The sequence below is a fragment of the Arthrobacter sp. TS-15 genome (assembly GCF_006964045.1).
In the GTDB taxonomy this organism is placed as follows: domain Bacteria; phylum Actinomycetota; class Actinomycetes; order Actinomycetales; family Micrococcaceae; genus Arthrobacter.
Genome location: NZ_SDXQ01000006.1, coordinates 108,994 through 134,976 on the forward strand (window position 1 = coordinate 108,994; position 25,983 = coordinate 134,976).

Annotated in this window: 23 protein-coding genes and 2 pseudogenes; 7 read left to right on the forward strand and 18 right to left on the reverse strand. The window is 62.2% G+C overall.

From position 1 onward, the window contains the following. Positions 1 to 315: 315 nt before the first annotated feature. The 4 genes from EU811_RS01735 to EU811_RS01750 form a co-directional block, all read right to left on the reverse strand. Complete coding sequence (locus EU811_RS01735) at positions 316 to 1,761, reverse strand: HNH endonuclease (RefSeq protein ID WP_142936797.1); 1,446 nt, start codon at positions 1,759 to 1,761, stop codon at positions 316 to 318. Positions 1,762 to 1,849: 88 nt separating this feature from the next. Further along, positions 1,850 to 3,106, reverse strand: coding sequence for an alpha-L-fucosidase (locus EU811_RS01740; protein WP_238703261.1), 1,257 nt, complete (start codon positions 3,104 to 3,106; stop codon positions 1,850 to 1,852). Continuing rightward, on the reverse strand, positions 3,103 to 3,717 hold the full coding sequence (locus EU811_RS01745) for a TetR/AcrR family transcriptional regulator (RefSeq protein ID WP_142936799.1): 615 nt from the start codon (positions 3,715 to 3,717) through the stop codon (positions 3,103 to 3,105). Before EU811_RS01745 ends, EU811_RS01740 begins: the two co-directional genes overlap by 4 nt. After that, a complete protein-coding gene (locus EU811_RS01750) occupies positions 3,714 to 4,796 on the reverse strand; it encodes a saccharopine dehydrogenase (RefSeq protein ID WP_142936800.1) in 1,083 nt (360 codons plus the stop codon). The genes EU811_RS01745 and EU811_RS01750 overlap by 4 nt, the downstream gene beginning before the upstream one ends. A 449-nt stretch (positions 4,797 to 5,245) precedes the next feature. Between EU811_RS01750 and EU811_RS01755 the strand changes: the two genes are divergently transcribed. Beyond that, entirely contained in the window at positions 5,246 to 6,382 is a 1,137-nt protein-coding gene (locus EU811_RS01755; RefSeq protein WP_142936801.1) for an AI-2E family transporter, read from the forward strand. 9 nt (positions 6,383 to 6,391) lie between these two features. Here the strand turns inward: EU811_RS01755 and EU811_RS01760 are convergent. Beyond that, positions 6,392 to 6,750, reverse strand: a pseudogene (locus EU811_RS01760) (hypothetical protein). 256 nt (positions 6,751 to 7,006) lie between these two features. Here EU811_RS01760 and EU811_RS01765 point away from each other — a divergent pair. Together EU811_RS01765 and EU811_RS01770 are read left to right on the forward strand one after the other, a co-directional pair. Further along, positions 7,007 to 7,615 carry a TasA family protein gene (locus EU811_RS01765; protein WP_142936802.1) on the forward strand — a complete coding sequence of 203 codons (609 nt, stop codon included), beginning with the start codon at positions 7,007 to 7,009 and terminating at the stop codon, positions 7,613 to 7,615. Positions 7,616 to 7,727: 112 nt separating this feature from the next. After that, positions 7,728 to 8,162: a SipW-dependent-type signal peptide-containing protein gene (locus EU811_RS01770; RefSeq protein ID WP_142936803.1), complete on the forward strand. Its 435-nt coding sequence runs from the start codon at positions 7,728 to 7,730 to the stop codon at positions 8,160 to 8,162. 79 nt (positions 8,163 to 8,241) lie between these two features. On the opposite strand, the gene EU811_RS01775 is transcribed toward EU811_RS01770, so the two are convergent. The 5 genes from EU811_RS01775 to EU811_RS01795 are packed head-to-tail and all read right to left on the reverse strand — an operon-like array spanning position 8,242 to position 12,969. Beyond that, positions 8,242 to 9,354: an NAD(P)/FAD-dependent oxidoreductase gene (locus EU811_RS01775; RefSeq protein WP_142936804.1), complete on the reverse strand. Its 1,113-nt coding sequence runs from the start codon at positions 9,352 to 9,354 to the stop codon at positions 8,242 to 8,244. 59 nt (positions 9,355 to 9,413) lie between these two features. Next, positions 9,414 to 10,472 (reverse strand): Gfo/Idh/MocA family protein, encoded by a 1,059-nt coding sequence (locus EU811_RS01780; RefSeq protein ID WP_142936805.1) that lies wholly within the window; start codon positions 10,470 to 10,472, stop codon positions 9,414 to 9,416. Next, entirely contained in the window at positions 10,472 to 11,272 is an 801-nt protein-coding gene (locus EU811_RS01785; RefSeq protein ID WP_142936806.1) for an amino acid ABC transporter ATP-binding protein, read from the reverse strand. Before EU811_RS01785 ends, EU811_RS01780 begins: the two co-directional genes overlap by 1 nt. Continuing rightward, complete coding sequence (locus EU811_RS01790; protein WP_011773348.1) at positions 11,269 to 12,057, reverse strand: amino acid ABC transporter permease; 789 nt, start codon at positions 12,055 to 12,057, stop codon at positions 11,269 to 11,271. Before EU811_RS01790 ends, EU811_RS01785 begins: the two co-directional genes overlap by 4 nt. A gap of 45 nt (positions 12,058 to 12,102) precedes the next feature. After that, positions 12,103 to 12,969, reverse strand: coding sequence for an ABC transporter substrate-binding protein (locus tag EU811_RS01795; RefSeq protein ID WP_142936807.1), 867 nt, complete (start codon positions 12,967 to 12,969; stop codon positions 12,103 to 12,105). A 180-nt stretch (positions 12,970 to 13,149) separates the two neighbouring features. Here EU811_RS01795 and EU811_RS01800 point away from each other — a divergent pair, with 180 nt between their 5' ends. Continuing rightward, positions 13,150 to 14,244, forward strand: coding sequence for a LacI family DNA-binding transcriptional regulator (locus EU811_RS01800; protein ID WP_142936808.1), 1,095 nt, complete (start codon positions 13,150 to 13,152; stop codon positions 14,242 to 14,244). A gap of 87 nt (positions 14,245 to 14,331) precedes the next feature. On the opposite strand, the gene EU811_RS01805 is transcribed toward EU811_RS01800, so the two are convergent. From EU811_RS01805 to EU811_RS01815, 3 genes are all read right to left on the reverse strand, one after another. Next, positions 14,332 to 15,474, reverse strand: coding sequence for an App1 family protein (locus EU811_RS01805; protein WP_142936809.1), 1,143 nt, complete (start codon positions 15,472 to 15,474; stop codon positions 14,332 to 14,334). A gap of 81 nt (positions 15,475 to 15,555) precedes the next feature. Then, a complete protein-coding gene (locus EU811_RS01810) occupies positions 15,556 to 16,857 on the reverse strand; it encodes a cation:proton antiporter (RefSeq protein WP_142936810.1) in 1,302 nt (433 codons plus the stop codon). Between the two features lie 44 nt (positions 16,858 to 16,901). Further along, entirely contained in the window at positions 16,902 to 17,465 is a 564-nt protein-coding gene (locus EU811_RS01815; RefSeq protein WP_142936811.1) for a TetR/AcrR family transcriptional regulator, read from the reverse strand. Between the two features lie 95 nt (positions 17,466 to 17,560). Between EU811_RS01815 and EU811_RS01820 the strand changes: the two genes are divergently transcribed. Both EU811_RS01820 and EU811_RS01825 read left to right on the forward strand, forming a co-directional pair. Further along, positions 17,561 to 18,394 carry an alpha/beta fold hydrolase gene (locus EU811_RS01820; RefSeq protein WP_142936812.1) on the forward strand — a complete coding sequence of 278 codons (834 nt, stop codon included), beginning with the start codon at positions 17,561 to 17,563 and terminating at the stop codon, positions 18,392 to 18,394. 212 nt (positions 18,395 to 18,606) lie between these two features. Next, positions 18,607 to 19,593, forward strand: a complete 987-nt coding sequence (locus tag EU811_RS01825) for a malate dehydrogenase (RefSeq protein WP_142936813.1) — start codon at positions 18,607 to 18,609, stop codon at positions 19,591 to 19,593. Between the two features lie 6 nt (positions 19,594 to 19,599). On the opposite strand, the gene EU811_RS01830 is transcribed toward EU811_RS01825, so the two are convergent. Next, on the reverse strand, positions 19,600 to 20,541 hold the full coding sequence (locus EU811_RS01830) for a LysR family transcriptional regulator (RefSeq protein WP_142936814.1): 942 nt from the start codon (positions 20,539 to 20,541) through the stop codon (positions 19,600 to 19,602). A gap of 71 nt (positions 20,542 to 20,612) precedes the next feature. On the opposite strand from EU811_RS01830, the gene EU811_RS01835 reads away from it, so the two are divergent. After that, the gene (locus EU811_RS01835; protein WP_142936815.1) at positions 20,613 to 22,361 is read left to right on the forward strand and encodes an L-aspartate oxidase; all 1,749 of its coding nucleotides are present in this window, start codon (positions 20,613 to 20,615) and stop codon (positions 22,359 to 22,361) included. A 26-nt stretch (positions 22,362 to 22,387) separates the two neighbouring features. On the opposite strand, the gene EU811_RS01840 is transcribed toward EU811_RS01835, so the two are convergent. The 4 genes and pseudogenes from EU811_RS01840 to EU811_RS01855 all read right to left on the reverse strand — a co-directional run bounded on the left by EU811_RS01840 (position 22,388) and on the right by EU811_RS01855 (position 25,958). Next, positions 22,388 to 23,308 (reverse strand): NADP-dependent oxidoreductase, encoded by a 921-nt coding sequence (locus EU811_RS01840; RefSeq protein WP_142936816.1) that lies wholly within the window; start codon positions 23,306 to 23,308, stop codon positions 22,388 to 22,390. A 9-nt stretch (positions 23,309 to 23,317) separates the two neighbouring features. Beyond that, positions 23,318 to 23,551 (reverse strand): DUF6480 family protein, encoded by a 234-nt coding sequence (locus EU811_RS01845; protein WP_142936817.1) that lies wholly within the window; start codon positions 23,549 to 23,551, stop codon positions 23,318 to 23,320. A gap of 62 nt (positions 23,552 to 23,613) precedes the next feature. Continuing rightward, positions 23,614 to 24,490, reverse strand: a pseudogene (locus tag EU811_RS01850) (SMP-30/gluconolactonase/LRE family protein). Positions 24,491 to 24,500: 10 nt separating this feature from the next. Continuing rightward, the gene (locus EU811_RS01855) at positions 24,501 to 25,958 is read right to left on the reverse strand and encodes an MFS transporter (RefSeq protein WP_142936818.1); all 1,458 of its coding nucleotides are present in this window, start codon (positions 25,956 to 25,958) and stop codon (positions 24,501 to 24,503) included. Positions 25,959 to 25,983: the final 25 nt, after the last annotated feature.

The following is a 25,983-nucleotide window of genomic DNA, read 5'->3' on the forward strand; positions in this document are numbered from 1 at the left end:
GCCATGTCACCAACGGACGACCCCACCAAGGGTAACCGCTCCACCTGGCCTTCCATGGAATGACCCGCTGCCTTATCAGGCAGGCTCTCGACCGAACTCCGCAGAGAGCGACTCCCTTGAGAGCAAACCGCCGCAGACAAGGAACCGCCGGAGACAAGGAAGAGCCGAGCTGGAACATGATGGGGGACAAATTCCAGCTCGGCCCTTTCAAAGACGTAATCGTCAGGGCACGCCAAAGGGTTACGCGCGGGTAGAAACTTTTTTGAAATTCTTTTGGAAGGCGCGTTTGAGACCGCCAGCGTCCCTGGACAGTGTCTAGATTCTGGCGGGGTGGTGCCCGGGTAGGGGTGGAGCCTTTGATTGGTAGGTGTGCCCGGTGGGGGTGCGGATTTCCAGGGTGTGCACGCTGTGGTTCTCGCCGGGCAGGGATGTAGTGGTCCAACCGGGGTTTTCCTTGGTGTGATTGCACGCCTCGCACAACCCCGCGGCGTTGCTGAGGTTCGTTTTCCCTCCTGAACGCCACGAAACCACATGGTCGATATGCCGGATGGGCGCATCACAATACGGCGTCCGGCAGGTATCGTCGCGAGTCTCAACGAACCGCCGTAACCTGCCGGTGAAGAGCCGGGCTTTGGAATCGGTGGCAAGGAGTTCTCCAGTGCCCGGCGCGGTGTAAAGCCGGCGGAGCCACACATCAAACTCTGTGTCCGGCGGTGCCTGTGCTGCCTGTCCTGCCCGTGCCTGTGGTTCGGCCACTGCCCGCCCGGAACCGGGCCGCCGACTTGGGCTTCCACCCGGCCCCAACCCCAGCAGTTCCCTCCCCCACTCTGCCGGGACGATTCCGTACCCCTTGAGCCGGGCCGGTTCACTGTCCCCTTGAAAGAGCGTCCGGTCGGTCATGACCAGATCCAGATTGATCCCCGAAAACCCACCCGGAGTGCCGGTAACCCGTTCAACCAATGTGTCCGCCATGACCTGGCCACGGGTCGGGGCTACTTCACCAGACCCGACACCCCCACCAGTACCAGCACCACCTGTGGAACGGGCAGTATCAGCAGCCCGGGACAACGCAGCATAAACCGCCACCCCCTGAGCCACCGGCAACAACGCCGTCAAATACGTCATGGTGTCCGGCGCCGGACGCAAACTCACCGTCCGCTCAGCAGCGGCACGACTGGCACGACCCACCACCGACCGCGGATCACGCCGATACGCAGCCGCCTTCACCGCCGCAATGATCGCGTTATCGCCCTTCCCCTCAAAAGTCCCGGTATCGGCGGCGAGTTCCTCATCCACCGCACACCGATCCTCAACAGACAAACACGCCGTTTCCCTCACCAGCAGCGTGGCGCGCCATTCATTCAACTGCCCCGACCGCAGAGCCGCCAACGTCCGCGGCATCTCCAACACCAGCGCCTTCGCAAAACCCAGCAAACGTGACCCACGATTCGGGGACTCCCGACGCGCCAACGCCACCTGAGCCCCCACCCCCTGACCACGCTCGGACGCAGGAACACCAGCCTCAGCCTGCTCGGCGCGCTGGGCTAGATCAAACGCCACCACAACCCGCGCCTGCAACGCGGTGATAGCCGACTTCATCTCCTCCAACACCCGCAACTGCTCAATCAGATCCCCACTGACCGAGCCCCCAGGAACAGCGCCGGGCTGAGCAGAAACCCGCGGCGACAGGCCACCAGACGAGGCACGAACAAGCGCGTTCGAGGTCACCGCACCTGCTCGACTTTCCCGAATCCGCTCCATGTCATAACTCTGTCAGCAGGCACCGACATTTTTAGCTTGGGCCACATGGTGACGGTGGCGGACAGGCCGGACAGTGCACGGGGAAGAACTACTCGGGCGCCACCGTGGGGGCTTCATACCCTTCGGGGATTGCTGGAACATCAGCATCCAAAGCGCCGGTGAAAACCCGCGCCGAGAGCAGGCGGGCGCCCTCGCCTGACAACTTCACGTGCAGCTCTGATGCGGTGACAACCGGCAATTGGTGGATTCGGCGGCTACCCACGGTCATCCCGTCAATAAGGTTCGCGCCTTCGGAGGACACCACGTGACGGGTGATCCGCTGCCCCGCGTTCAAGTCCTCAACTAACTCCAGGTGGTTGAACGTAACCGCAGCGGGGAAACCCAGCGTCACTCCGCCGTCGTGATGTCCCAGCGTCGCCTCAACCACGCCGGAGAGGCGACGATCCAATTCCGCCTTCCACTCCTTCAGAACCAGAATGTCGCAGTCAGGAATGAGACCACGGGTATCGGGTGGCACATTCAGCAAGAGGTTGGCACCCATTCCCACCGATTGGTAATAGATGGCGAGCAGGTGCTCAACGGATTTCGGTTGGTCATCCGGATGCCAGAACCAGCCGCGGCGGATGGAGACATCGCATTCGGGCGGCAGGTAGTGTTCGGCGAGCAGCCCCGAGCTGGTCTCTGTGTACTGGGTATCGGACGTGCGGTCCACAACATAGGTGACGGGGTCCGATGCCAGTCCATTCTCGTTACCCACCCAGCGAATGGTGGGCTGGCCCATGTTGAAGATCATGGCATCGGGCTGGTGTTCCTTAACGACGGCGATGATCCTGTCCCAGTCGTGTTTTCTACCCACCGAACCCGCGCCATCGAACCACAATTCCATGAGCGGACCGTAGCCTGTGCAGAGTTCGGTGAGTTGACGGACGTAGAAATCGTCATATGCGGCGGGGTTGTTGTAGCAGTCAGCGTTGCGGTCCCACGGCGACAAGTAGAGCCCCAGGCCGATCCCCTGTTCCTTGCAGGCTTCGGCGACTTCCCTGACAACATCACCTGTGCCGCCCCGCCACGGCGATGACGCAACGGAGTAATCGGTGGTGGCCGTCGGCCACAGGCAGAATCCGTCGTGGTGCTTTGCTGTGAGGATGAGGTACCGGGCACCTGCCGTTCTTGCCGCGCGGACCCAGCTGCCGGCGTCGAGTTCGGTCGGGTTGAAACTTGACGCCGGGACGGTACCGTCACTCCACTCCTTGCCGGCGAAAGTGTTGATGCCAAAGTGGATGAAGACACCGAGCTCGAGCTCCTGCCAACGGAGTTGGGCCGGAGTGGGCACTAACTGAGTCACCGGGCGGGCTCCTGTCCGTGGATCAACGATTGCGCCGCGCTGATAATGGATCCGTCTCCGTGCTCTGTCCGGAGGCCGGCAATATCCGAGCGTGTGACGGCCGCCCCCTCGAAAAGGCTCACGATCGCGGCAGCAACGCCGGCGAGTTCCGGCTCCGACAACTCTGGCCTACCGCGCCGCACCACGCTGCTGACGTGCGCTGCATACTGCCCATAGAAGCTCCTCAGCGCAGCCGCCGCTTGCTGGTCTGCTGAGGCCAGGGCCCAGATCTCCAGGTGCATCTTCACGTCTTCAAGCGCTGAGTGTTCGTGCAGCAGCGCCGTCAGGAGTCGATGGGAATCCTCCCGGGTCAGGCCTCCGGACGCACCGGCACCAAGGTCCAGCCCGGCCTCTTCCGAAAGCCTCTGCAGTGAGCGTTCAAGGCTTCGCTCAAGGACAGCGCGGATCAGGTCCGCCCGCGTAGGAAAGTAGTGCTGCAGGTGTCCGATGCGCACCCCGGCCGCGGCGGCGAAGTCCCGCATGGCAGCATTGGCGTTGCCCTTGGTGACCAGAACTTGTTGAGCAGCGTCAAGGAGCGCCGCCTTCCGCAGGGCGCCCTTGCTTTCGGTCATGACCTCAATATTGTCACACCGTGTGATTCAAGTTCCGCCAGCCGGGACGCTGGATCCGGTGTGGATTCGGGGAAGGTAACACCGGGCCCGGTGCCCTCCGCGAGAACACTGCGCAGCCCCATCAAACCGCCCAAAGCGGTGAGGTGTGCCTGCCCTTGCGGATCGGATATGACGGCAGTTCGCGTTCCGGCCGGACCTTTCACATCGATGCGGATATGTGCCGTGCCACCTGAGCCGGGCGAGTAGAGGAAGGACCTTCGCAGCGGCGCCCACCGTGCCCCGCTACCCCAGCGGAAGAGTCCCACCGCACGTGCGGCGAGCAACGCCGTCGTGGACGCGTTGGAACTGAAGCCGATCCGGGTGGACACCGATCCGGCACCAAGGGTGAGCGGCATCGTGAACTGTTCAGGTGTGTCGAGCCGCGCCACTTTGGTGCGATGCCCGGCAATGTCCACCCAGCGCGTGTCAGTCAGGGGGCGTACGACGGCGGCCTGACCGCCTTTGCGTACTTCGAAGTCCAGTCCCAGCCGATCCATGAAGTCCACTGAATCGGCTCCGGCTTGGTCATTGATGTCGTATCGGATGGCGACGTCGATCTTGTCACCGCCGCCCACATCCTGGGCCAAAGCTGCTGCCACGATGTTGGTGACCCCTCCCATCCAGCCTGAGCTCAGTGAGACAGGAGCCGTTGGCCGCAGAAGGGTAGCCAGCGTGAGTGCCCTGGTGACGCGGCTGGTCCAACGGGTGACATCGACGTACGGAATTCCGGCGGTGACGGCTGCGCGAAGCACCCTGTCATGGGGATCGTTGACGGTACTGATGACCGCCCTGACCTTGGCGGCGAATGGCTCCGCTTGGTTGAGGTCCCATTTCTGTACTGACACTTTCTGTACTGACACTTTTCGTTGCTCACCGGGAACGCTGCTGCTAGTCAAATGGCTGCCGCGCTCCGGGTTCCGGCCCGTGATGAGCAAGGGCCATTCGGCTGCGGCGAGCCGGGTCAGCGCTGTGCCGACGGTGCCGTACCCGCCGACGATCAGCACGGGACCTGCGGTATCAAGTTCAAGGAAATCGGTCATGAGTTTAATTCTAGGTCATATGACCTAAAAATGTTTTACCGCGGTAATCAGCATTGCGGTCCGCTTCTGTCCGCTAACTGTGAAGGACACCCTGTGGCCGAGTGGAAACCGGGAGTAGGCTGCAGTTATCTGCCGGAGCAATACCCTTCAGTGCGCAAAGGAGAGATCGTGACATTGCCTCCACACCACGAGCCCGAGCCATTTCCTCCAGATCCCGGACCCGTACCACCACCCCCGGATCCCACCACGCCGTTTCCGCCGAGCCCCATTCCTGACCCGAATCCAACCCCCCGCCCGTCTCCGGCTCCCGATCCCGGCCCGGTACCTCCACACCCTGATCCGACGCACTAGCAGGGCGATGCCAGCAGGTACGCCACCACATCGGGGAATAATCAGTAGGCTTATGTCTGATCTCATCGGCTGACCGATGCGAACGAACAGGAGCCACCATGACGGAACCCCAGGAAACCGCCCACTTTTCCGTCCGCAAGCCATCCAAGCCGGATCTCTGGAAGGACTCACTTGGCCGGACGGCTGTCCGGGCAAGCCAGATACTGCTCATCCTGACCCTGACAGTGGTGGCGATCTTCGGACTCCTGCAGATCCGTCTGCTGGTCATTCCGGTGCTCATCGCGCTCATTCTGGCCGCAGCCATTGGCCCCTTCGTGAATATGCTGCGGCGTCGGGGATGGCGCGGGGGCCTGGCAACGGGTGTCGCGTTCCTGGGCTTATTGATAGTGCTCGGCGGAGTCATCACTGTCATCGTGTTTTCTGTCCGCAGCCAGTGGGACGAATTGATCAGTCAGGCGGCACGTGGGCTGGACGAACTTGAGAACTTCCTGCTGACAGGACCGCTCCCCCTTGAACGGGAGCAACTGAACCAAGCGCGCGAAGCCGTAGTGGAGTTCGCACAGAGCAGCCAGGTACGCTCCGGAGCAGTGACCGGATTGTCAGTGGTCACGGAGTTCCTGGCAGGCGCCAGCCTGGTGGTCATCATCCTTTTCTTCTTCCTCAAGGACGGCGCCAAAATATGGGACTTCTTCCTGCGCCCCTTCAAAGGCGTGCGGGAAGCCAAGCTTCGCCGTGTTGGCAAGCGGACCATGGAGGTCCTTGGCGGCTACGTCCGGGGAACAGCGATCGTTGCCTTGGTGGACACGGTGGCCATCGGCGCGGCGCTACTCATCATGCAGGTTCCACTCGCCATTCCTTTGGCGATCATCGTTTTCATCGGCGCGTTCATCCCCTTGGTGGGTGCCACCGTTGCCGGCATCCTGGCCGCTTTGGTGGCACTGGTTGCCAACGGCCCCATCGTGGCGTTGATCGTGGTGATCGTTGTGATCGCCGTCAATCAGCTCGAAGGTGATCTCCTCCAGCCGATCGTCATGGGCAAGTCCCTGAAGCTCCACGCGCTGGTTATCCTCATGGCTTTGACGGCCGGCACCATCCTGGCCGGAATCATCGGCGCAGTCCTGGCCGTACCCATCGCGGCCGTAACATGGGCCATCATCCAGGTGTGGACGGCAGAAGACCCGAACCTGGAAGACATGAACCCGGACTTGCCGCCCGCCAACAGTCAGCCGACGTAGTAGATCCCCCTACCCCAACGCCCTCCTAATGAGTTCGACGATCCGCGCTTCAACCTCGGGGGTGATTTCCGTGACGGCGAAGGACGTGGGCCACATGGCTCCATCATCCAGCTTCGCGTTCTCCTCAAAGCCGAGCGTGGCATACCGCGCCTTGAACTTGTGGGAGCTCTGGAAGAAAACAATGTTCATCCCGTCCCTGGCATCTCAGCGATCTTGGCCATGACATCAGCCTCGCCGTCCGCTTTGGATGCCTTCTTGCGCGGCGCCTTCTTGAGTTCTTGCGCGCGCTCTTTCATGGCGGCGCGCTCCTCTTCCGTGAAGCCGTCGTAGGACTTTTCCTTAGTTGCCGTCTTGTCCGTATCCGTCATGGTGTTCGCTCCCCTTGGTCTTATGAACTGATACCCCTAACGCTAAGTTGCCCGCGGATCCGCGGCTTCTCCGAAATTGCTCGATTCTGCTGCGGAGTGTGTTGCGGGAGTCTTGAGGTTTTCCTGAGGAAGTGTTGCGGGTATGCAGGATTTGTTCTTGATCCGGGCCCGGCACAGTAGTTCTTGTCAGCCACACAGGCTGGAAACGAACGGCCGGCCGGTCTCACGGTGGCCTCCCGAAAGGAAACTGATTCCCATGGCCATCAGCCTCAAGACCACTTCCGGCAAGATCCTCGCTTCCGTCGCACTGGTCGGCACCGCAGCCGCCGTCGCCGGCATGGGCACCTACGGCGCGTTCACCTCTTCGACCTCCGCCTCCCAAGCCGTCACCGCAGGAACGGTCACCATCGCCCTGGGCGCACCCGGCCCCGCGAACACCCTCAACGTCCCGGTCGCTGGACTGCTGCCCGGCGACAAGGTCGAAAAACTCGTCACCCTGGCCAACACCGGCAACTCGGACCTGAACAACGTCACCCTCACCACCAACGCCGGCACCACCGCATCCCTGCTCACCACGGACGTGACCAACGGCCTGCAGCTGACCATCGAAAACTGCTCCGTGGCCTGGACCGGCGCCGCAGCCCCCTACAACTGCACCGGGACCAAGACCACCGTCCTGGCCTCCGGACCGGTCATCGCAGCGAACAAGGTCCTGAACAACCTCACCTCGCTGACCTCGGCCAAGACCGACAACCTCAAAGTCACCACCGCGTTCCCCACCACCGCGAACAACGACTTCCAAGGCGCCACCTCCACCATCGCCTTCGCCTTCACCGGCACCCAACGCACCGAAACCACCAAGTAAACAACACCACCGGCCCCGCCGGGTCTGATCGGTTCCTTTCCCCCCAGCCCGATCAGGCCCGGCGAGTATCCCGTCAAGAACAGCCACTTCACCAGAACGGAGAACCATCACCATGACACCGCGGAACAGTTTCCTCCGTGCCTTGGTGATCGTCGCCGTCGTCGTTCTTGGCCTGATAGCCGGGCCTACGGCCGCTCTTGCTGCCTTCACCGACAGTGAGCGCGCTACCCCACAGTTCTCAGCCGCGATCATTCCCGCTCCGGCCACCGCCAACGTCACCATGCGATGCACCTTCGGCCTGCAAACCGTAGTTACCGTGAATTCTTACGGAGCGGTGGCCAATGCCAATCACTACGAGGTGAAGGTCTATGACCGCTCCGGCAACCTCGAGTTCACGGGAGACCTCAGCCAGGCCTCTGGAAGGACGTACAGTTCGGGCATCGAGATCATCGGCACCTGGAGCTACGAAGTCCGCGGGTTCTACAAGGTTCCCGGCTCCAACAATTTCTGGACGGGCAAGCCCTTCAAGGGCACCATGACCTGCTGATCAGGTCACCTTAAACTCCAATGGCCCCGACACGTTAAGCAGATGGCGTATCGGGGCCATTGGCCTGTCTAAGTGGGCTCTAGGAGAATCGGCCCGGGCGGAACGTGGACAGCATGGGGTGCTTCTGGCCGCTCAGGATCTCACCGGACAAAAGCTCACCGGCGATGAGGCCGAGCGTGGCACCTGAATGCGTGAAGGCCACGAAGCAGCCCGGCACTTGGCCGAGTTCACCGAAGACTGGTTCGCCGTCGCCGGGGATGGGCTTGTAGCCGATCTTCCACGAGGCAGGCTTGAGCTCGGGATTGCCCGCAATGAGCTTGGAGGACTCGTCCGCCAGCTCCTGGACAACGTCATCCGGGATGCTGAAAGTACCGTCGGAGTGCTCCGTAATCTGGTGCTCGTACCAGTCGTGATCCAAGGCAAATGTGTTGCCGGGATTCGGCCGAACAGCTGCCCGCGGTGTATTCATCACTGCCGTGACGCCGTGTTCCACCGGTTTGGTGACCACCAGCATGGAAACCGGTGAACCGTTGGGAATCTCCACGCCCAGCGGCTTGACGACGGCGGGTGTTGCGGCACCGCAGGCAACCAGCACGGCATCAGCGGTGTACGTTTCACCGCCGACAGTTTCGACGCCGGTGGCCCGTCCGTCGTGCACCGTCACTGAGGCCTTGCCGGCGTTGAGGACCAACTGTCCGCCCAACGCATGGAATTCCTCCATCAGGAAGTTCACCAGATCCGGGAGACTGACCCATCCTTCGCCGGGGTTGAAAATGGCGTTTTCGGGGACCGCACTGGCATCGATACCGGGCGTCACCGAGGCAATCTCTTCAGGGGCCAACAGCTTGGAGTCATAGCCAATGGACTTCTCGTACGCGTGACGGGCTTCTGTAACCTCACTCTGCCCGGCGGCGTTCCACATGAGTCCACCCCCGAACTGCAGCCATTCACGGCTGGGGTCCGCGGCGAAGAGCGTGCGGTACCGGTCAACGCCTGCCACCCGCAGCTGGTGATACGGCGTGGAGCGTTCGCCCGCCGAGTTGAGCCAGGACAGCGAGCGGCCGGTGGCTTCGCTGGCCAGTCCTTGCTCGGTCAGCAGGGTTACCGAGGCGCCTTGACGGAGAAGGTGTACGGCGGTGGAAACGCCCAGGATGCCGCCTCCAATGACGGCAACGTGCTTGGTGGAGGACATGCGTGATCTCTCTTTCGGGTTCTGAATTCTGAAACGCGCCTGGCTTAGCGACATGCTGCCTACGCGAACGCGTGGATGTTTTCGATGATCTTGAGGGTTTCCAGCGCCTCGGCCGCTTGCACGGGAAGCGGTCCGTGCCCGCGGAGCGAGGAGGCCAGTTCCCGGTAGAACTGCGGGTAGTCGCCCTTCTCCGCCGGTACAGGCGTGGCTGATCCGGCTACTCCCAGAAGCCCCCAAGACTCCTGGGGTTCGGTGCCGTAAGCAGCGTCCGACGGCGTGATGCCGGCTGCGAGCGCTGGTTCCTGGCTGTCGAGTCCCCACTTGGTGTAGCCGGCATTTGAGCCGAGTACGTGGAAGCGCGGGCCCACTTGGGCGGCCATTCCGTTCATCCACAGCCGTGTCCGGACCCCGGATTCATGACGCAGCGACACGAAAGCTTCGGTATCTGCAGCATCTGTGCGCGGGCCGTGGTTGGCGGTCTCGCCGTAGCTGTCCTCCACAGGGCCGAACAGTTGGATCGCTTGGTCTATCAGATGGGCGCCGAGATCGTGGAGGATGCCGCCACCTTCGGCCAACGTGGCCGAGTCGCGCCAATTCCCGAAGCCTTCAGGACGCCACCATTCAAAACGTGACTCGAAGGTCCGCACCTCGCCCAAGGCGCCGTCCCGCAGCAGCCTTCGCAGCGTCAGGAAGTCGGCATCCCACCGGCGGTTCTGGAAGACCGTGAGCTGCACACCGGCGTCGGACGCTCGCTCGGCAAGCTCCTCACCGTGGGCGACGGTAGTGATGAATGGCTTGTCCACCACAACGTTGAGCCCGTGGGCGATGGCCGTGGAACCGAGCTCAAGGTGCGTGAGCGGCGGTGTTCCGAGGACAACGAGGTCCAGCTTCCCGGCAAGGGTGAACATATCCTCCGGCGTCGGCACGATTGTTGCCTGCGGATAGAGCCGCCGGGCTTCGGCCTGTCGTTGCGGGTCGGCCGTCACGATGACGTCCAGGGAATAGTCCGGGTCCGCGTGGATCAGCGGCGCATGGAACACCTTGCCCGAGACGCCAAACCCGACGACGGCGGTCCGGATGGGTGCCGCTGTTGCCTTGCCCAGTGGGGGCCCGCCCATCACAGCACTTCCGAAAGAAAGCGCTGCAGGCGTTCGCTGCGTGGGTTGTCAAAGAGCTGGGTGGGCGTTCCGATTTCCACTACTTCGCCTTCGTCCATGAAGACCACCTGGTCCGCCACTTTTCGGGCAAAGCCCATTTCGTGGGTGACAACCAGCATGGTCATCCCGCGGCTGCCGAGGCCGGCCATGAGATTGAGGACGCCTTTGACGAGTTCGGGGTCCAGTGCGCTGGTGGCTTCGTCGAAGAGCATGACCTCGGGCTCCATGGCCAGTGCGCGGGCAATGGCGACGCGTTGCTGCTGCCCGCCGGAGAGGTCCCGTGGCCGGTGATCGGCGCGTTCGGCGAGGCCTACTTCGGCGAGGCGGCGCCGGGCGCGTTCCCGGGCCTCGGATTTGGACATTCCTTTGACGCTCCACAGGGCCAGCGCCACGTTTTCCAAGGCGGTGTGGTCCGGGAAGAGGTTGAAGTGCTGGAACACCATACCGATCCGTGCACGGAGAATGTCCGGCTTGACCTTGAGGGCACTTTCACCGGCCAGCAGTACATCGCCGCTCTTGGGTTCATGCAGGCGGTTGACTCCGCGCAGGAGCGTGGATTTGCCTGAGCCGGATGGGCCGATGATGCAGGTGGTGGTTCCCGGAGCCACGTTGAGGCTGACGTTGCGGAGCACATCGACGTCCCCGTAAGCCATGGTCAGGTTCTGAAGTTCCAAGCTGGAGCCGTGGAACTTTTCGATGTCCTGGGTCTTGCTGGTGCTGGTGGCACTGTTGCTTGGTGCGCTGCTGCTTGTGAGGTTCACGTGTTGCTCCCGGTGATGAGCGGCGAGGCCGCATCGAGTTCCTTGACTTCCTTCAGCCCACTGGTGGGTGCCGTGGGACGACGGCGGCCGGTGCGGAACTTGTTGTCGAAGTAGTTGACCAGATGGGTCAGCGGCACTGTGATGATCAGGTAGAAGATGCCTGCCATGACCAGCGGTGAGAGGTTGCCGGACAATACTGCTGCGTCCTGGCCCACCCGGAACAGTTCACGCTCGCTGACCAGGAGTCCAAGGAAGTAGACCAAGGAAGAGTCCTTGACGATGGCAATGAACTGGTTCACCAGGGCCGGCAGGACCCTGCGGATCCCTTGCGGCACCACCACCAGGGCCATGGATTTGGAATAGCTCATGCCCAAAGCGCGGCAAGCCTCCCCTTGGCCCTTGTCCACGCTCTGGATGCCGGCCCGGAAGATCTCTCCGATGTAAGCGCTGGCGATGAGGCTTAGCGCGATGATTCCCAGCGGGTACGGTGATGGCCCGAAGACAGACTGGCTCAACCGTGCAAAACCCTGGCCGATCAGCAGGATGGTGAGGATGGCGGGCAGGCCACGGAAGAGATCCGTGTAGATCCGTGCCGGGATGCGCAGCCACTTGGACCGCGAGATTCCCATGACCGCCACCACCATGCCCATCACTACGCCGAGGATGGTTGCTGCGATGGAGATGATCAGGGTGTTGAGGAGGCCAACTCCGAGGAGCTGGGGCAGTACTTCGACCATGGCGTCAAAGTCGAAGAACGTGCGGCTGATGGTATTGAGCCAATCCATTAAAATGCTCTCAGACGTTAGGTGTTGGGTGGCTTACTTACTGGCTTACTTACTTGCCGTCGGGGAAGGGCTGGAGGTCCGCTCGGCCTTCGGGAGGTACTGTTCCGGCATCGGCGAACCCGGGAACCACTTTTCGTAGAGCTTCTTCCACGTGCCGTCCTCCATTGCTTCGGCCAGGCCCTTGTTCAGGGCTTCCTTGAAGGCGGGCTTGTCCTTGGCTATTGCGAAACCTGCCGGAGCATCGAAGGACGGAATGTCCGCGGCGCTGACCAGTCCAAACTGCGCCTGGTATTCCTTGGCGGCCTCGTAGTCCAGGAAGTGGGCGTCCACGGAACCGCTGTTGACTGCTGAAATGGCGGTGTTGTTGTCCGGGAAGCGGACCAACTGCGCCGAGGTGAAGTTCTTCACGGCGTAGGCTTCCTGCAGGGTGCCTTGGACAACGCCCAGGCGCTTGCCGTTCAGGCCGTCAGCGTCGTTGATGCCGGAGTTCTTGGTGGTGATGACTGTCAGGTATCCGGCGAGGTAGCCGTCGGAGAAGTCCACAGTTTCCTTGCGCTTGTCCGTGATGCCGATGGCCGCCACGCCCACGTCGAACTGGCCGTTGGCTACCGCTGCCAGAAGTCCGGAGAAGTCCTGTCCGGTGAAGACGACTTTGTCTACGCCGGCCCGTTGGGCCACGTCCTTGAAGAGTTCCACGTCAAAGCCAGTGAAGTTACCCGAGGCGTCGGTGAAGGTGTAGGGCTTGGAATCGCCGAGGCTGGCGACGCGGATGGTGCCGGGCTCGATCAGGCCGTAGGGGTTATCGGCTGAGGGCGAGGAGCTGGCGGAGGATCCGCCGCATCCCGAGAGGGCGAGGATGGCCGCCAGAGCCGCTGCTGCGAGGGCTGCCGGGCGGAAGTTCAGTTTGAACACAGCGTTGTCCAATCGTGGGAGGGAGAGCGGTGCTGTCAGGAGCCGCAAAGTGTTATTGCTCGATGCGGGGTCTTGTTGAGTCCGGTCTCAGACCCTAGGATTGAGACCGGACTCACATCGATTGATTAGAATGTAGCGGAAGTCACAAAGCCGCGTCAACACCCCACGTGAAAGGTGAACATGAGCACTGAAGGATCCCGACGGCGGGACGTAACGGTTGCCGACGTCGCCAAGGCCGCGCAAGTGTCCAAGGCCCAAGCAGCCCGCGCACTGGGCAACTACGGGGCGGTCAGCGACGACGTCCGCGAGCGCGTCCTGGCCGCGGCCGAAAAGCTCGAGTACCGGCCCAACGAGCTGGCGCGCAGCATGAACACGGGCAAATCGAACACCATTGGCGTTGTGGTGGGCGATATCGAAAACCCGCATTTCGGGCTCGCCACCAGGGGCATCACGGACACCGCCAAGAAGAGCGGCTTCAACGTCATCCTCATTAACACTGACGAGGAACAAACCGCCGAGGTGGACGCCGTCCGCGTGCTGTTGGACAAGCGGGTTGATGGGCTCATTGTGGCGCCAGCCTCGTCCGTGGAGACCTCGCATTTGCGGCAGGTCCGCGATTCCGGTCGTCCACTTGTTTTGTTGGACCGTGGAGCCGAAGGTCTGGACGTTGAGACCTTCGCCGTGGACATGGGCGGCATCTCCTATGAATCCACCAAGTACTTGATCGAGGCCGGACACCGGCGCATCGCTTTCGTTTCCACCCTCAAGGCAGACCGACCCTACCAGGACGGGATGGCTTTGGACTCCTCGCAGATCTCGGACCGTCTTGACGGGATCCGCCGAGCCTTCGACGACCAGGGTCTCAGCTTCCCGGCAGACCTGGTTCGGCTCAACGCCGGAGACGCCGAATCCACCAAGGAGATCACCCGCCAGCTTCTTAGTGGGCCGGACGCAGCCACAGCGATCATCGCCTCGGACGGTCTGATCGCCCTGAGCGTGGTGGAAGCTATCCAGGAATCCGGGCTTGCCATCCCGGACGACGTCTCATTCCTCATGTACGACGATTTCGCGTGGACGCGCCTCACCACTCCCCCGCTCACCGTGATCGCACAGCCCGTCTACGACATGGGAATTGCAGCCGCTTCGGCATTGATCCGGCAAATTGAGGGCAGGAGATCGTCAGCGCCTGCTCGCGAGTTGGTGGCCACCTTGATCCACCGGGGATCCGTCGGAGCACCCAGAGAGGCGGACGTACTCAGCCAGGCCGGCGGCTAAGAGGGTAACGGCGCCGAGATCGCTGGAATCCTGCCGGATCGCCGGTAGTTTGGGCCCGCTTCGACGTTTGTCGACGTCGCGTAGTGACTACTCCGAGGCTGCTTGAACGTCGCCTTCCTCGGGATCGTCGGCGGAGCGGACCTCGTTCCGGATGACGCCCAGCTCTTCGAGCCTGGCAGACATTCCTGCCCCATCCGGCGCGTAGATCCAAGGAACCCCGGGGGTTGGTTGGCCGCCTGACTTGGAGCGACCACCCGCCAGCACCGCTTCACCGGCCGAGAGTTGGCGGATGGCGATGGCCCTGACATTGGCGGGATGACGGTGGGCGAACTCGGAGTAAATCGCTTCGTCGTGCTGGCCGTCGTCGCCCACCAACAGCCACTTGATGTTGGGGAATTCCTCCGCGAGGCGTTCCAACGAGGTCCGTTTGTGCTCTTGCCCGCTGCGGAACCAACGGTCAGGAGTGGGACCCCAGTCGGTCAAAAGCTTGGGCCCGGCGGGGTACAGATTGCGGGACAGGAATCTGGACAGCGTCGGCGCTACGTTCCAGGCCCCGGTGGACAGATACAGCACTGGAGCCGAAGGCGCCGTCCGGGCAATCCGTTCGTACAACACCGCCATGCCCGGCGTGGGGGTTCTGGCGTGCTCGTTGAGGACAAAAGTGTTCCACGCTGCCAGGAAAGGACGCGGCAGTGCCGTGACCATCACGGTGTCGTCGATGTCAGATACCACGCCGAACTCTGCATCATCCGCGACGATCTCCACAGGAGCCTCTACGGTTTCGGATTCCCCCGACTGAAGGGTGATGGTGTGCCACCCGGCGTCCAGGGCTACTGGAATACGCGCATCCACCACTCCGCCGCGGTCAGCCTTCACATCGAAAACCGTGCCGGCAATGGTCACGTTCACACGAGCATTTGCCACGGGCGCACTGGTGAAGTTGCGCCACCCGCGCATGCTTTCCTGCAATGGACGGGCGTGACCCGCGGCGTCCCGGGGGTCACTGCGGACAACCCGCGCAAGGACCCGCACCCAGGAGGTGCTCCCGTACCCGGTGTAAGGGATGACGGTTTCCACCCGGCCACGCCGGATGGCGAGGCGCGTCTGAAAACCAAGCCACGCGTCGTCGAGCCTCATAGCGAGGTGACGGCGCCCTTTACTCAGCGGCCTGGGGCCATCATTGTCAACGGCGTCGGACTGGGGGCGCGGTTTCATGGGACGGGGAGACATGCCACCAGTCTTCCATGGCCCGGTCTCCTTCCGCAGTGAGCCCGTCCACTGTGAAGTGGGCGCCGGTCACACGTTCGCACGCTAAACAGCGGTTGTCGGCGCCCGGCCTTCGTCGCCATGCTGCTCGCGAGCCGCGGCCAGCCGCAGCCGATCCAGCCGGTTCATCAGCGGTGCAGTGGTGGCCCCGTGCACCACGATGGACAGCGCCACCACCAGCGCAATAAAGGCCCAAAGCTTCTCCGACTCGGCGTCGAAGTTCCCATGGGTCAGCGCGTATCCCACGTAATACAGTGAGCCGATCCCGCGGATGCCGAAGTAGGAGATGGCCAGGCGTTCCCGTGGACCGGTCTTGCCACCCATCAACCCGAGCCATCCTGCCAACGGACGGACCAACAAAAGGAACACCAAAGCTACCAGCACCTCCGTCCACCCGATCCCATCCAAGAGACCGCGGGCAATGGCGCCTCCAAGGAGCACCAGGATCACCACAGTCATGAGGCGCTCGAGCTGCTCAACATAACCGTGCAGCACCTGGTGGTACGAGTGGTGGCGTTCAGCGGAACGGATAGTCACGGCGCAGATGAAGACGGCGACGAACCCGTAGCCTTCCACCAATTCGGCCACGCCGTAAGCCAGGAAGGTGGCCGCGAGCGCCACGAAACCTTCAGAGTGATCCGATAGCCGGAAGCTCTTTCCTTTGGCGGCAAAGAAAATCAGGCTCAGGAGTTTGCCGGTACCGAAACCGAGCAGCACGCCAACAGCTATTCGCCACAGAACATCCAGTCCAACCCACTCCCCCAACCAGGCGCTGGGAGATGCCCCCACCAAGCTGATGAGGATGGCCAGATAAACAAATGGGAAGGCCAGGCCATCATTCAAACCGGCCTCTGAGGTCAAGGCGAAGCGGACCTCATCCTCATCCGGGTCCTCTTCCGTGTCTGCGGGTTTTCCTACTTGGACCTCGGAGGCCAACACCGGGTCAGTGGGTGCAATCGCGGCCCCAACGAGGATGGCGGCGGCCAGACCCAGCCCCAACACCCACAAGCCCATCAGCGTCATCGCAAGTATGCACAACGGCATGACGATCCCCAGCAAACGCCAGGTAGTGGACCAACCCCGCCAATGGAAGGGCCTGTCCAGGGCCAGTCCCGCACCCATGAGGGAAATGATGACGCACACTTCCGTCAAATGCATCGCGAAGTCCGCATGGAGAATGGGGTCCGGGTCCGGCAAATCAGGAAGCAAGGTGAATGCCAGAATGCCGCTACCCAGGAAGACCATGGGCATTGAGAGGGGCATGTGGCGCAACAATTTTGGCAGGACAGCGGCGGCCAACACCGCAAAGCCTGCCGAGAGGAACAAGATGCTGGGGACTTCAAACACGAATGGTCTACTTCCTGACGAGCCGTTCGACTCGTCTCAGAAGCCTAGTTGGAAGTCAGCGCTGCGTCGATCAGAACTTCGGCCGCTTGACGCGCCTGCCCCGCGGCATCGGATGTCCCCGCGATGGCCGCCGTGGTCTGGGCGCCCTCGGCGAGGATGGCGAGCTGGGGCGCCAAATACGGTGGGGCGCCGGCTTCTACCGCCAGGCGTGCAACATACTCCTGGAATGATTCCTTGTGTTTCCGTGCATATTCGGCCACCTCGGGGCTGATGGCACCGAGTTCAGCAAAGCTGTTGATGAAGCCGCACCCCCGGAACGAGTCCTGGCAAAACCATCCCGCAAGGTAGTCAAAAATGGCGAGGAGCCGCGTTTTGGGCGTCCCGGCTTGTTGCACCGTGGCGTCCAGCCCTTCGGTCCAGGACTGATGCCGATACTCCAGCACGGCCATGACGATGCTGCTCTTTGAGGGAAATTCCCCGTAGAGCTTCTTCAAAGACACTCCTGCCGCCGAGCGGAGTTCGTCCATCCCGACGGCCTGGATTCCCTTGGAGTTGTAGAGCCCGTCGGCGGTGGCAACGATGCGTTCTCGAACCTCGGAAGAATTCATGTACCCATTCTACTTGCATTGAGAACGAACGTTCTCTACTATGGAAAACACCAAGGGAGAACGATCGTTCTCCACTTCGAGAAAAGGGACAAATCATGGGCTTCATCAAGGTTGGCACCGAGAACACCACGGACATTGAGCTCTACTACGAAGACCACGGAACAGGTCAGCCCGTAGTCCTCATCCACGGCTACCCCTTGGACGGCGGCTCCTGGGAGAAGCAGACCGCAGCCCTCCTCAACGCCGGATACCGTGTGATCACCTACGACCGCCGCGGCTTCGGCAAATCCAGCAAGCCGACCACCGGCTACGACTACGACACCTTCGCAGCAGATCTGAACACCGTGGTTGAAACCTTGGACCTGCAGGACGCCGTGCTGGTAGGTTTCTCGATGGGCACCGGCGAAGTGGGACGCTACCTCGGCACCTACGGTGAAGCCCGCATCGCCAAGGCCGCATTCCTGGCCTCCCTCGAACCCTTCCTCCTCCAGACTGACGACAACCCCGCCGGCGTTCCGTCATCAGTCTTCGACGGCATCCGTAACGCCGCCATCGAGGACCGCTACGCCTGGTTCACCAACTTCTACAACGACTTCTTCAACACCGATAACTTCCTGGGCAACCGCCTCAGCGAAGAAGCCCTGAAGAATTCCTGGAATGTGGCCGCAGGCTCGTCCTGGTACGCGTCCTTCGCAGTGGTGGATTCCTGGCTCACCGACTTCCGCTCCGACATTGAGAAGGTCACCGTCCCTTCACTGATCGTCCACGGCACCGACGACCGCATCCTGCCAATCGATGCAACGGGACGCGAATTCACCAAGCGCCTCCCTTCGGCCGAGTACGTGGAAATCGAAGACGCACCGCACGGCATGCTCTGGACGCATGGCGCCGAAATCAACGAGGTCCTGCTCCGCTTCCTGGCGAAGTAAAGAATTCACGACGGCGGCAACTCGCCGCGCGTTCCACCTGAATCGCCGGAAGGGCTCCAGTTCGCTGGGCCCTTCCGGCGATTTCGCGTTGTTCCAGCGGTTTCGTGTTTGTTCCGGCGATGTCGCAATGAGTCGTTAGCCGGCTCTGTGGCACGATGACTTACAGCTTGCAAAGTCCATCGGATACGTCAGATCAGCAAGGAGAACCACACGTGAGAACGCCCATCAAGATCGCTGTGACCGGCGCAGCTGGCCAGATCGGCTACAGCCTCCTCTTCCGGATCGCCAGTGGTGCCTTGTTCGGTCCCGATACTCCGGTGCAACTCAGGCTCCTGGAGATCACCCCCGCGCTAAAGGCACTTGAGGGTGTTGTGATGGAGCTGGACGATTGCGCTTTTCCCACCCTGGACTCGGTGGAGATCGGCGACGACGCCGACCATATTTTCGACGCCGTGAATCTGGCCCTCCTCATTGGCGCACGGCCGCGGACCAAGGGCATGGAACGCGGCGAGCTACTCAGTGCCAATGGTGCGATCTTCACCGCGCAAGGCCAGGCCCTCAACAGGCTCGCGGCCGACGACGTTCGGATCGGCGTAACGGGAAATCCGGCCAACACCAACGCTTTGATTGCCATGACCAACGCCCCGGACATCCCCGCAGAACGGTTCAGCGCGCTGACCCGGTTGGATCACAACCGCGCCCTTGGACAGCTCGCCAGGAAGACCGGCGCCCGGGTGGGGGACATCCGCAAGATGACCGTGTGGGGCAATCACTCCGCAACACAGTATCCGGACATCTTCCATGCCGAAGTCGCTGGCCGGAACGCGGCCGAGGTGGTGAACGATCAGGACTGGATTGAGAACCACTTCATCCCCACGGTTGCCCAGCGAGGAGCAGCGATCATCGACGCCCGGGGCGCCTCTTCTGCGGCATCGGCAGCTTCAGCCACCGTGGACGCAGCCCGGGATTGGCTCCTTGGCACACCCGAGGACGATTGGGTATCCATGGCCGTAGCATCCGACGGTTCATATGGGGTGCCCGAGGGACTTATTTACTCATACCCGGTGACTACTTCGGACGGAAACTGGGAAATTGTTCAAGGACTGGAAGTGAACGACTTCAGCCGCGGGAAGATGGATGCCACAGCCAGTGAGCTTTTGGACGAGCGGGCTGCCGTGGCTGAACTTGGCTTGATCTGACATAGGTCAGCGGCGCTGAGTTGACGTGACCAGGCGTGCAAGCTCAGTTCCTGGCGCGGCAAGCCGGTCCACCGTAGTGAAGATGAACTCCTGCATTGCTGCCGTGGCTGCCGAAGGAGCGATGTCGTTGCGCCGGGCCAGGTTGACGGTCCGCGTCAGCGACGGGTTGACCAAGCGGGCACTACGCAGCCCAGGCCGGCCGATGACAACCATTGCCGGCACCACCGCCACGCCCAGTCCCCGTTCCACGAATCGCAGCACGGCGTCCATTTCCGCGCCTTCGACGGCGATCAGCGGTTCCAATCCTCTGGCGGAAAAGGCCGCCTCGGTGGCCATCCTCAGGTCATAGCTTCTGTTGAAGGCCACCTGCGGAATGTTCGCCAGTTCTTCCAAGGTGAGCTCTTCGCGCTGCGCAGGTCCAGCGGCCGACACAACCACCAGCTCCTCGGTCAGCAGCGGAATCAATTCCGTGCCGTGCACGGCGGGATCCGATCCACGGGTTACCACCAAGGCCAGGTCCAGCGCGCTTTCGTTCAGGGCGTCAACCAGGAATCGCGAACCGCCTTCGGTGATGTGCAGTTCGACTCCGGGGTGCGCACTTCGGAACGCGGCCAGCACATCGGCCACCAGTGAGACGCACAAGGTAGGTGGGGCGCCCAGGCGAATGCGGCCCCGGCGCAATCCCGCTAGCTCGTTCATCTGCTCCCGCGCAGTCTCTGCGTCTCCAAGCATGCGCCGGGCTATGGGCAGGAGGAGCTCTCCCGCAGTCGTCAGAGTTGCTCCCGAGGGTCCGCGATGGAACAGGGCCATTCCAAGATCGGCCTCAAGTGCTGCGATCTGCCTGCTCAGAGAAGGTTGCGCAAGATACAACTGCTCCGCCGCGCGTGTGAAGTGCCCCACTCGGGCGATGGCCTCGAAGGAGCGTAATTGCTCTAGCTTCATTCTCATAGCATAAATGCATCGCGGTGACTCAAATAATTCATTGGATACATGACATTAGGCCATTTAGCGTGATAGTCATGAACCTCAACACCACTCCAGAACGACTTTTGTCCACTTCGGTGCTCGTTATCGGCACCGGAGGCGCCGGTCTGCGCGCTTCCATTGAACTCGCCCAGCGCGGGGTCCAGGTGTTGGCGGTGGGTAAGCGTCGCAAACACGACGCCCACACGAGCCTGGCCGCCGGGGGCATCAACGCCGCACTGGGCACCATGGACCCTGAGGATAGCTGGCAGCAGCACGCGGCTGATACCTTGCGGGAGTCCTACTTCCTAGCCGATCCCTCAATCGTGGAGACCGTAGCCCGCAACGCGGCACGAGGTATCGAGGACCTTGAACGGTGGGGTATGCCGTTCGCCCGGGAGGCGGATGGACGAATTTCCCAGCGATTCTTTGGCGCCCACAAGTATCGGCGTACCGCGTACGCCGGGGACTACACCGGGTTGGAAATCCAGCGCACGCTGATGCGCCGGGCGGCAGAGTTGAACGTCCCCATCATCGACACCGTCTACATCACGAGGTTGCTTGTTGCCGACGGCACCGTCTTTGGAGCTTACGGATTCGACGTTGTAGACGGTACCCCTGTGCAGATCCACGCTGATGCGGTCATCCTGGCCGCGGGCGGGCACACACGCATCTGGCGTCACACCTCTTCCCGACGCGATGAGAACACCGGGGATTCCTTCCGCCTGGCTGCGCTGGCCGGAGCCAGGATCCGCGACGCCGAGCTGGTCCAGTTCCACCCTTCCGGCCTCTTGGAGCCAGACGACGCCGCCGGCACCTTGGTCTCCGAGGCGGCGCGCGGAGAGGGAGGCATCCTCACCAACGCTCTGGGCGAGCGCTTTATGGAACGCTACGATCCCGAGCGCATGGAACTGTCCACCCGTGACCGGGTTGCGCTGGCCGCATTCACGGAGGTGGCCGAAGGTCGCGGGACCGAGAAGGGCGGCGTCTACCTGGATGTCTCCCACCTGCCTCGGGAAACCATCATGGAAAAGCTGCCCCGGGTCTACCGCACCATGATCGACCTGCAGATGCTGGACATCACCACCACCAAAATCGAAATTGCGCCCACCGCTCATTACTCGATGGGCGGGGTGTGGGTTGCACCGGAGGACCACGGAACGGGAGTGAACGGCCTTTATGCAATCGGTGAGGCATCCTCCGGGCTTCACGGCGCCAACCGTCTCGGCGGCAATTCATTGATTGAGTTGCTCGTCTACGGTCGTATCACCGGCGAACACGTGGCCCACTACGTTCATTCGCGCACCCATATTGTCCGGGATCCCGGGGCGATCGGAATAGCCCGCGGGGAAATGCAGACACTGCTCGGCGAACGTGGAACAGAGTCCGCCCGCAGGCTGCAGCGTGAACTACGAAACCTCATGACCGAACACGCCGGAGTTGTGCGCGCGGAACAAGGACTGGAACGAGGACTGGAGAAATTGACCGCCTTGGAGGAACGTGCCCAACTGGTCACAGCCCACCCGGACATCGCAGGCTTCGATGATCTGGCCCACGCCTATGACCTCCTCGGCTCCCTGCTGGCAGCACGAGCCACCCTCGAGTGCGCGCTCGAACGCCGCGAAACCCGCGGAGCCCACAACCGGGCTGACTACCCAACGGCAGATCCCGCGCTGCAGGGGAACTTTGTCTGGTCCACAGATGAGGGCGTCAGTTTCGAAAGCCTGCCTCCGGCTCCGGATTCCTTCCGGGCGCTCGCCGAGGCCAACGCGGACGATTCGGTCGCCGGTAAGCTCGTGGAGTAAGGAGCCTGTTTGGGCGGAGCCTGGGGTTAGGGAACTGTGACCACTATCTTCCCGCGCGTATGCCCTTCCATGTTGAGCCGGAAAGCATCAACTGCCTTAGCCAATGGAAGGGCTTGCGCCACCTCCACCCGCATCTTGTGCTCGTCCACCAAGTCAGCGAGCTGCTGCAGCTCAGCTCCCACGGGATTGACCCACATCCAGGTACCGCCGTGGGCTTCCACCTCGCTGTCGGCGATGGAGGCGTGCCGGCCGTTCCCGGCCAGGACCTCCAAGGTTGTGTCAAGATTGCCACCCACGAAGTCGGCCACCACCTCCACGCCTTCGGGACGCAACGCCTTCACCTTTTCGGCGAGTCCGTCACCGTAGGCAACGGCCTCGGCGCCCAGGGACCGCAGGAAGTCATGGTTCCTTTCCGACGCCGTGGCGATCACCTTGGCGCCGCGCGCGACGGCGATCTGAATACCCAGGGAGCCCACTCCGCCGGAGCCGCCGTGGATCAGCACAGTCTCTCCCGACGTCAGACCCAATCGGTTAAGGACCTGAAGGGCTGTAAGTCCGGCCAAGGGGAGCCCGGCAGACTCGTTCCATTCCAAGGATTGTGGCTTTCGGGCGAGCAGCCGCTCGGGGAGGGCAATATACTCTGCAAAGCTTCCCCCGTGGACGTAGTCCTTACGGCCGTAGGAAATCACTTCGTCACCAGGTTTGAAGTGCGGAGCATCAATTCCGACAGCTTCGACAACGCCGGCTACGTCCCAGCCGGGGATCGCCGGGAATTGAAGGTCCATGAACGAGTCCAAGTACCCGGCCATGATCTTCCAGTCCACGGGATTGACCGAGGTGGCCTTCACTTTAACCAGGACCATGCCCGGCCCAACCTTGGGCATGGGCTGGTCCGTTAGTTCAAGGACTTCCGGGCTTCCATATCGCTGGTAAGTGATCGCCTTCATGCCCGCCTCCTAGTCGAAGAAACCCACGATGTAGCCGATGAAAAACAGGAGAGTGAGCAGCACACCGGCACCGATGGCTCCCAGCCACAGGACCTGCGTACCTTTCCTGGGGCCGCCTTCGTCGTGGCCTTGGGGGCCGGCTGTTGAAGATTCGCCGGGAGGTGTCTCGCCAGGGGGCACTCCCCCGCCAGGCTCCAAGCCGGTGATCTTGTCTTCATACGGGTCGGGGTTGCTTCCGGACACATTCACTCCCTCGATCGCAGTGCTGGTGCTGTGTTCAGGGTATCGGGCGGAGCCGGGCAAGCCTAGCGGTCAGTGCGTCGGTGCGCGTCCCTCGTGGAAGTACGCAGCCGGTACAGGGACGTGGTGGCCGTGATGTAGAGATCTGCACCGTCGGCCCCTCCAAAGCAGAGATTGGAAACCTTTTCAGGAACCTCGACGGCGGCCAGCAGCTCACCGTTGGGGGCATAGACACGAACTGACGAGCCCGCTGACGTCCATACCCGCCCCTCAACGTCTACGCGGAATCCGTCCGAGGCCGCGTCGACTTCGAGCTCAATGAACGTGCTGCCCGTCCCGCACGAGCCACCCACCACCGGGTAGACGGCAATGCGGAACGGTACTCCGTGGCCAGGGCCCGCCGTGTCCGCAACGTAGAGAAGCGATTCATCCGGGGAGAACGCGAGGCCGTTGGGATGCACCAAATCAGTGACCACAGGAGTCAGTTCGTCCCTGGCGGGGTCGAAGCGGAACACGTAGCAACCGCCGTATTCCTGCTCGCCCTCATGTCCTTCCACCGTCCCGGGCAGGATTCCGTATGGAGGATCGGTAAACCAGACCGTCCCATCCCCTGCCACCACAACATCGTTGGGCGAGTTGAGCCGATACTCACCGAACGCATCAACGATCGGCGTCACCACGCCGTCGTGGTCCTTCTCGACGCGCCTGCGGCCGTGGCTGCACTGCACCACGCTGCCGTCGTGGTGGAGCGTTCGCCCGTTGGTGTACTCAACCAGTGGCGTATTCGCGCGTCGCGCCGGTGCCGGGAGAGAACTCGAGAATCCTGTTGTTGGGGATATCGCTCCAGCGAAGGGTCTGCGATGTCGGAATCCACAGTGGGCCCTCAGCCCAGACGGTTCCTTCAAACAACTTTTCCAGGGTTCCGGTGATCAGTTCATCCATAGGTTCGAGACTAATCGTTCGCAGGTTCCGAGCTGGGCTTGCGTGTCCGTTCCCTGGCGCTGAGCTTTCCGTCGGCGGGCATCACCAAAACCGCCACTACAGTGAGGACGGCACTGACGAGTACCGCCAGGAAAACGGCTGAAGAGGCTTGCACGGTGGTTTGCGGATCCGGGCCACCATGGGGACCGTTGGCATAGATGGCGTTGGCAATGGCACCGAAAACGGCCACACCAATGGAGCTGCCAATTGAACGTGCAAAGAGGTTGGTGCCGGTGACTACGCCGCGTTCATTCCATTCAACACTGGTTTGCGCGGCAATAAGGCTCGGCGTTGCCACCAGCCCAAGCCCGAGCCCGACGATGAAGCAAGCCGCCGCAACGAGCAGGATGTTGGGGGTGCGGGCCGTGAGGGCAAGGACGGCAGCTCCGATCACTGTGATCGCTATGCCGATGAGGGCCGTGTTCCGAAAGCCGATGCGGAGGTAGAACCTGCCGGCTTGGGACGCGCTGATAGGCCAGCCAATGGTCAAGGCCGCCAAAGCGAGCCCGGCCAGAAGGGGTGAGGTCTTCAGCGACCCTTCCAGGAACGTTGGGACGTAGCTGGTAAGCCCGAGCATGACGGCACCAACGCCGAAAGAGATCATGGCCGTGGTCGCCAGCAGCCTGCGGGAGACAACCCACGGTGGGAGGACAGGTTCAGCGGCCCTCCTTTCCACCAGGAGAAACACAAGGAACAACAACGCTCCGCCGGCAAAAACCGAGATGCTGATCGCGGAGTCCCAAGGCCACGCTTGACCACCCTGAAGGGCTCCGAGGATGAGCAGGCTCAACGAAATCGTCAGCAGTCCGGCACCCAGGTAGTCAATGCGGTGCTTGGTCCGCTCCACGTTCTCGTGGAAAGTACGCAGGAGCATCCAACCAGCCAGCAGGCACAGCGGAATGTTGATCAGGAAGATCCAGCGCCAGATTCCCAGCGACGCGAAGATACCTCCAAGAGTGGGTCCCACAACAGAAGAGACCGCCCACACGCTAGCCAAATACCCCTGGACCTTGGCCCGTTCCGCCAAGGTATAGATATCGCCCGCAATGGTGATAGCAACGGGCTGGACCGCGCCGGCCCCAAGCCCCTGGAGGACACGGAACGCAATGAGCGCCGGCATGCTCCAGGCCAGCCCGCAGAGAATCGAGCCAAGCAGGAACAGGCCAATCCCGCCCAAAATCATTGGCTTTCGGCCTACGACGTCCGAGAGTTTGGCGTACACGGGCACGGACACTGCCTGCGCCAACAGATACGCGGAAAACAGCCAAGGAAACGAGGAAAAACCGCCGATGTCCGCCACGATTGACGGCACCGCCGTGGCAACGATGGTGGCATCGATCGCTACCAGGCCCGTGGCCAACATCAGCGCAATCAGGATGGGTCCCCGTTGGGAGCGGAATCCGACGCCGTCACTTGCCGTTGTTGTCATGTGGTCTCGTTTCGTCCGCATCGCC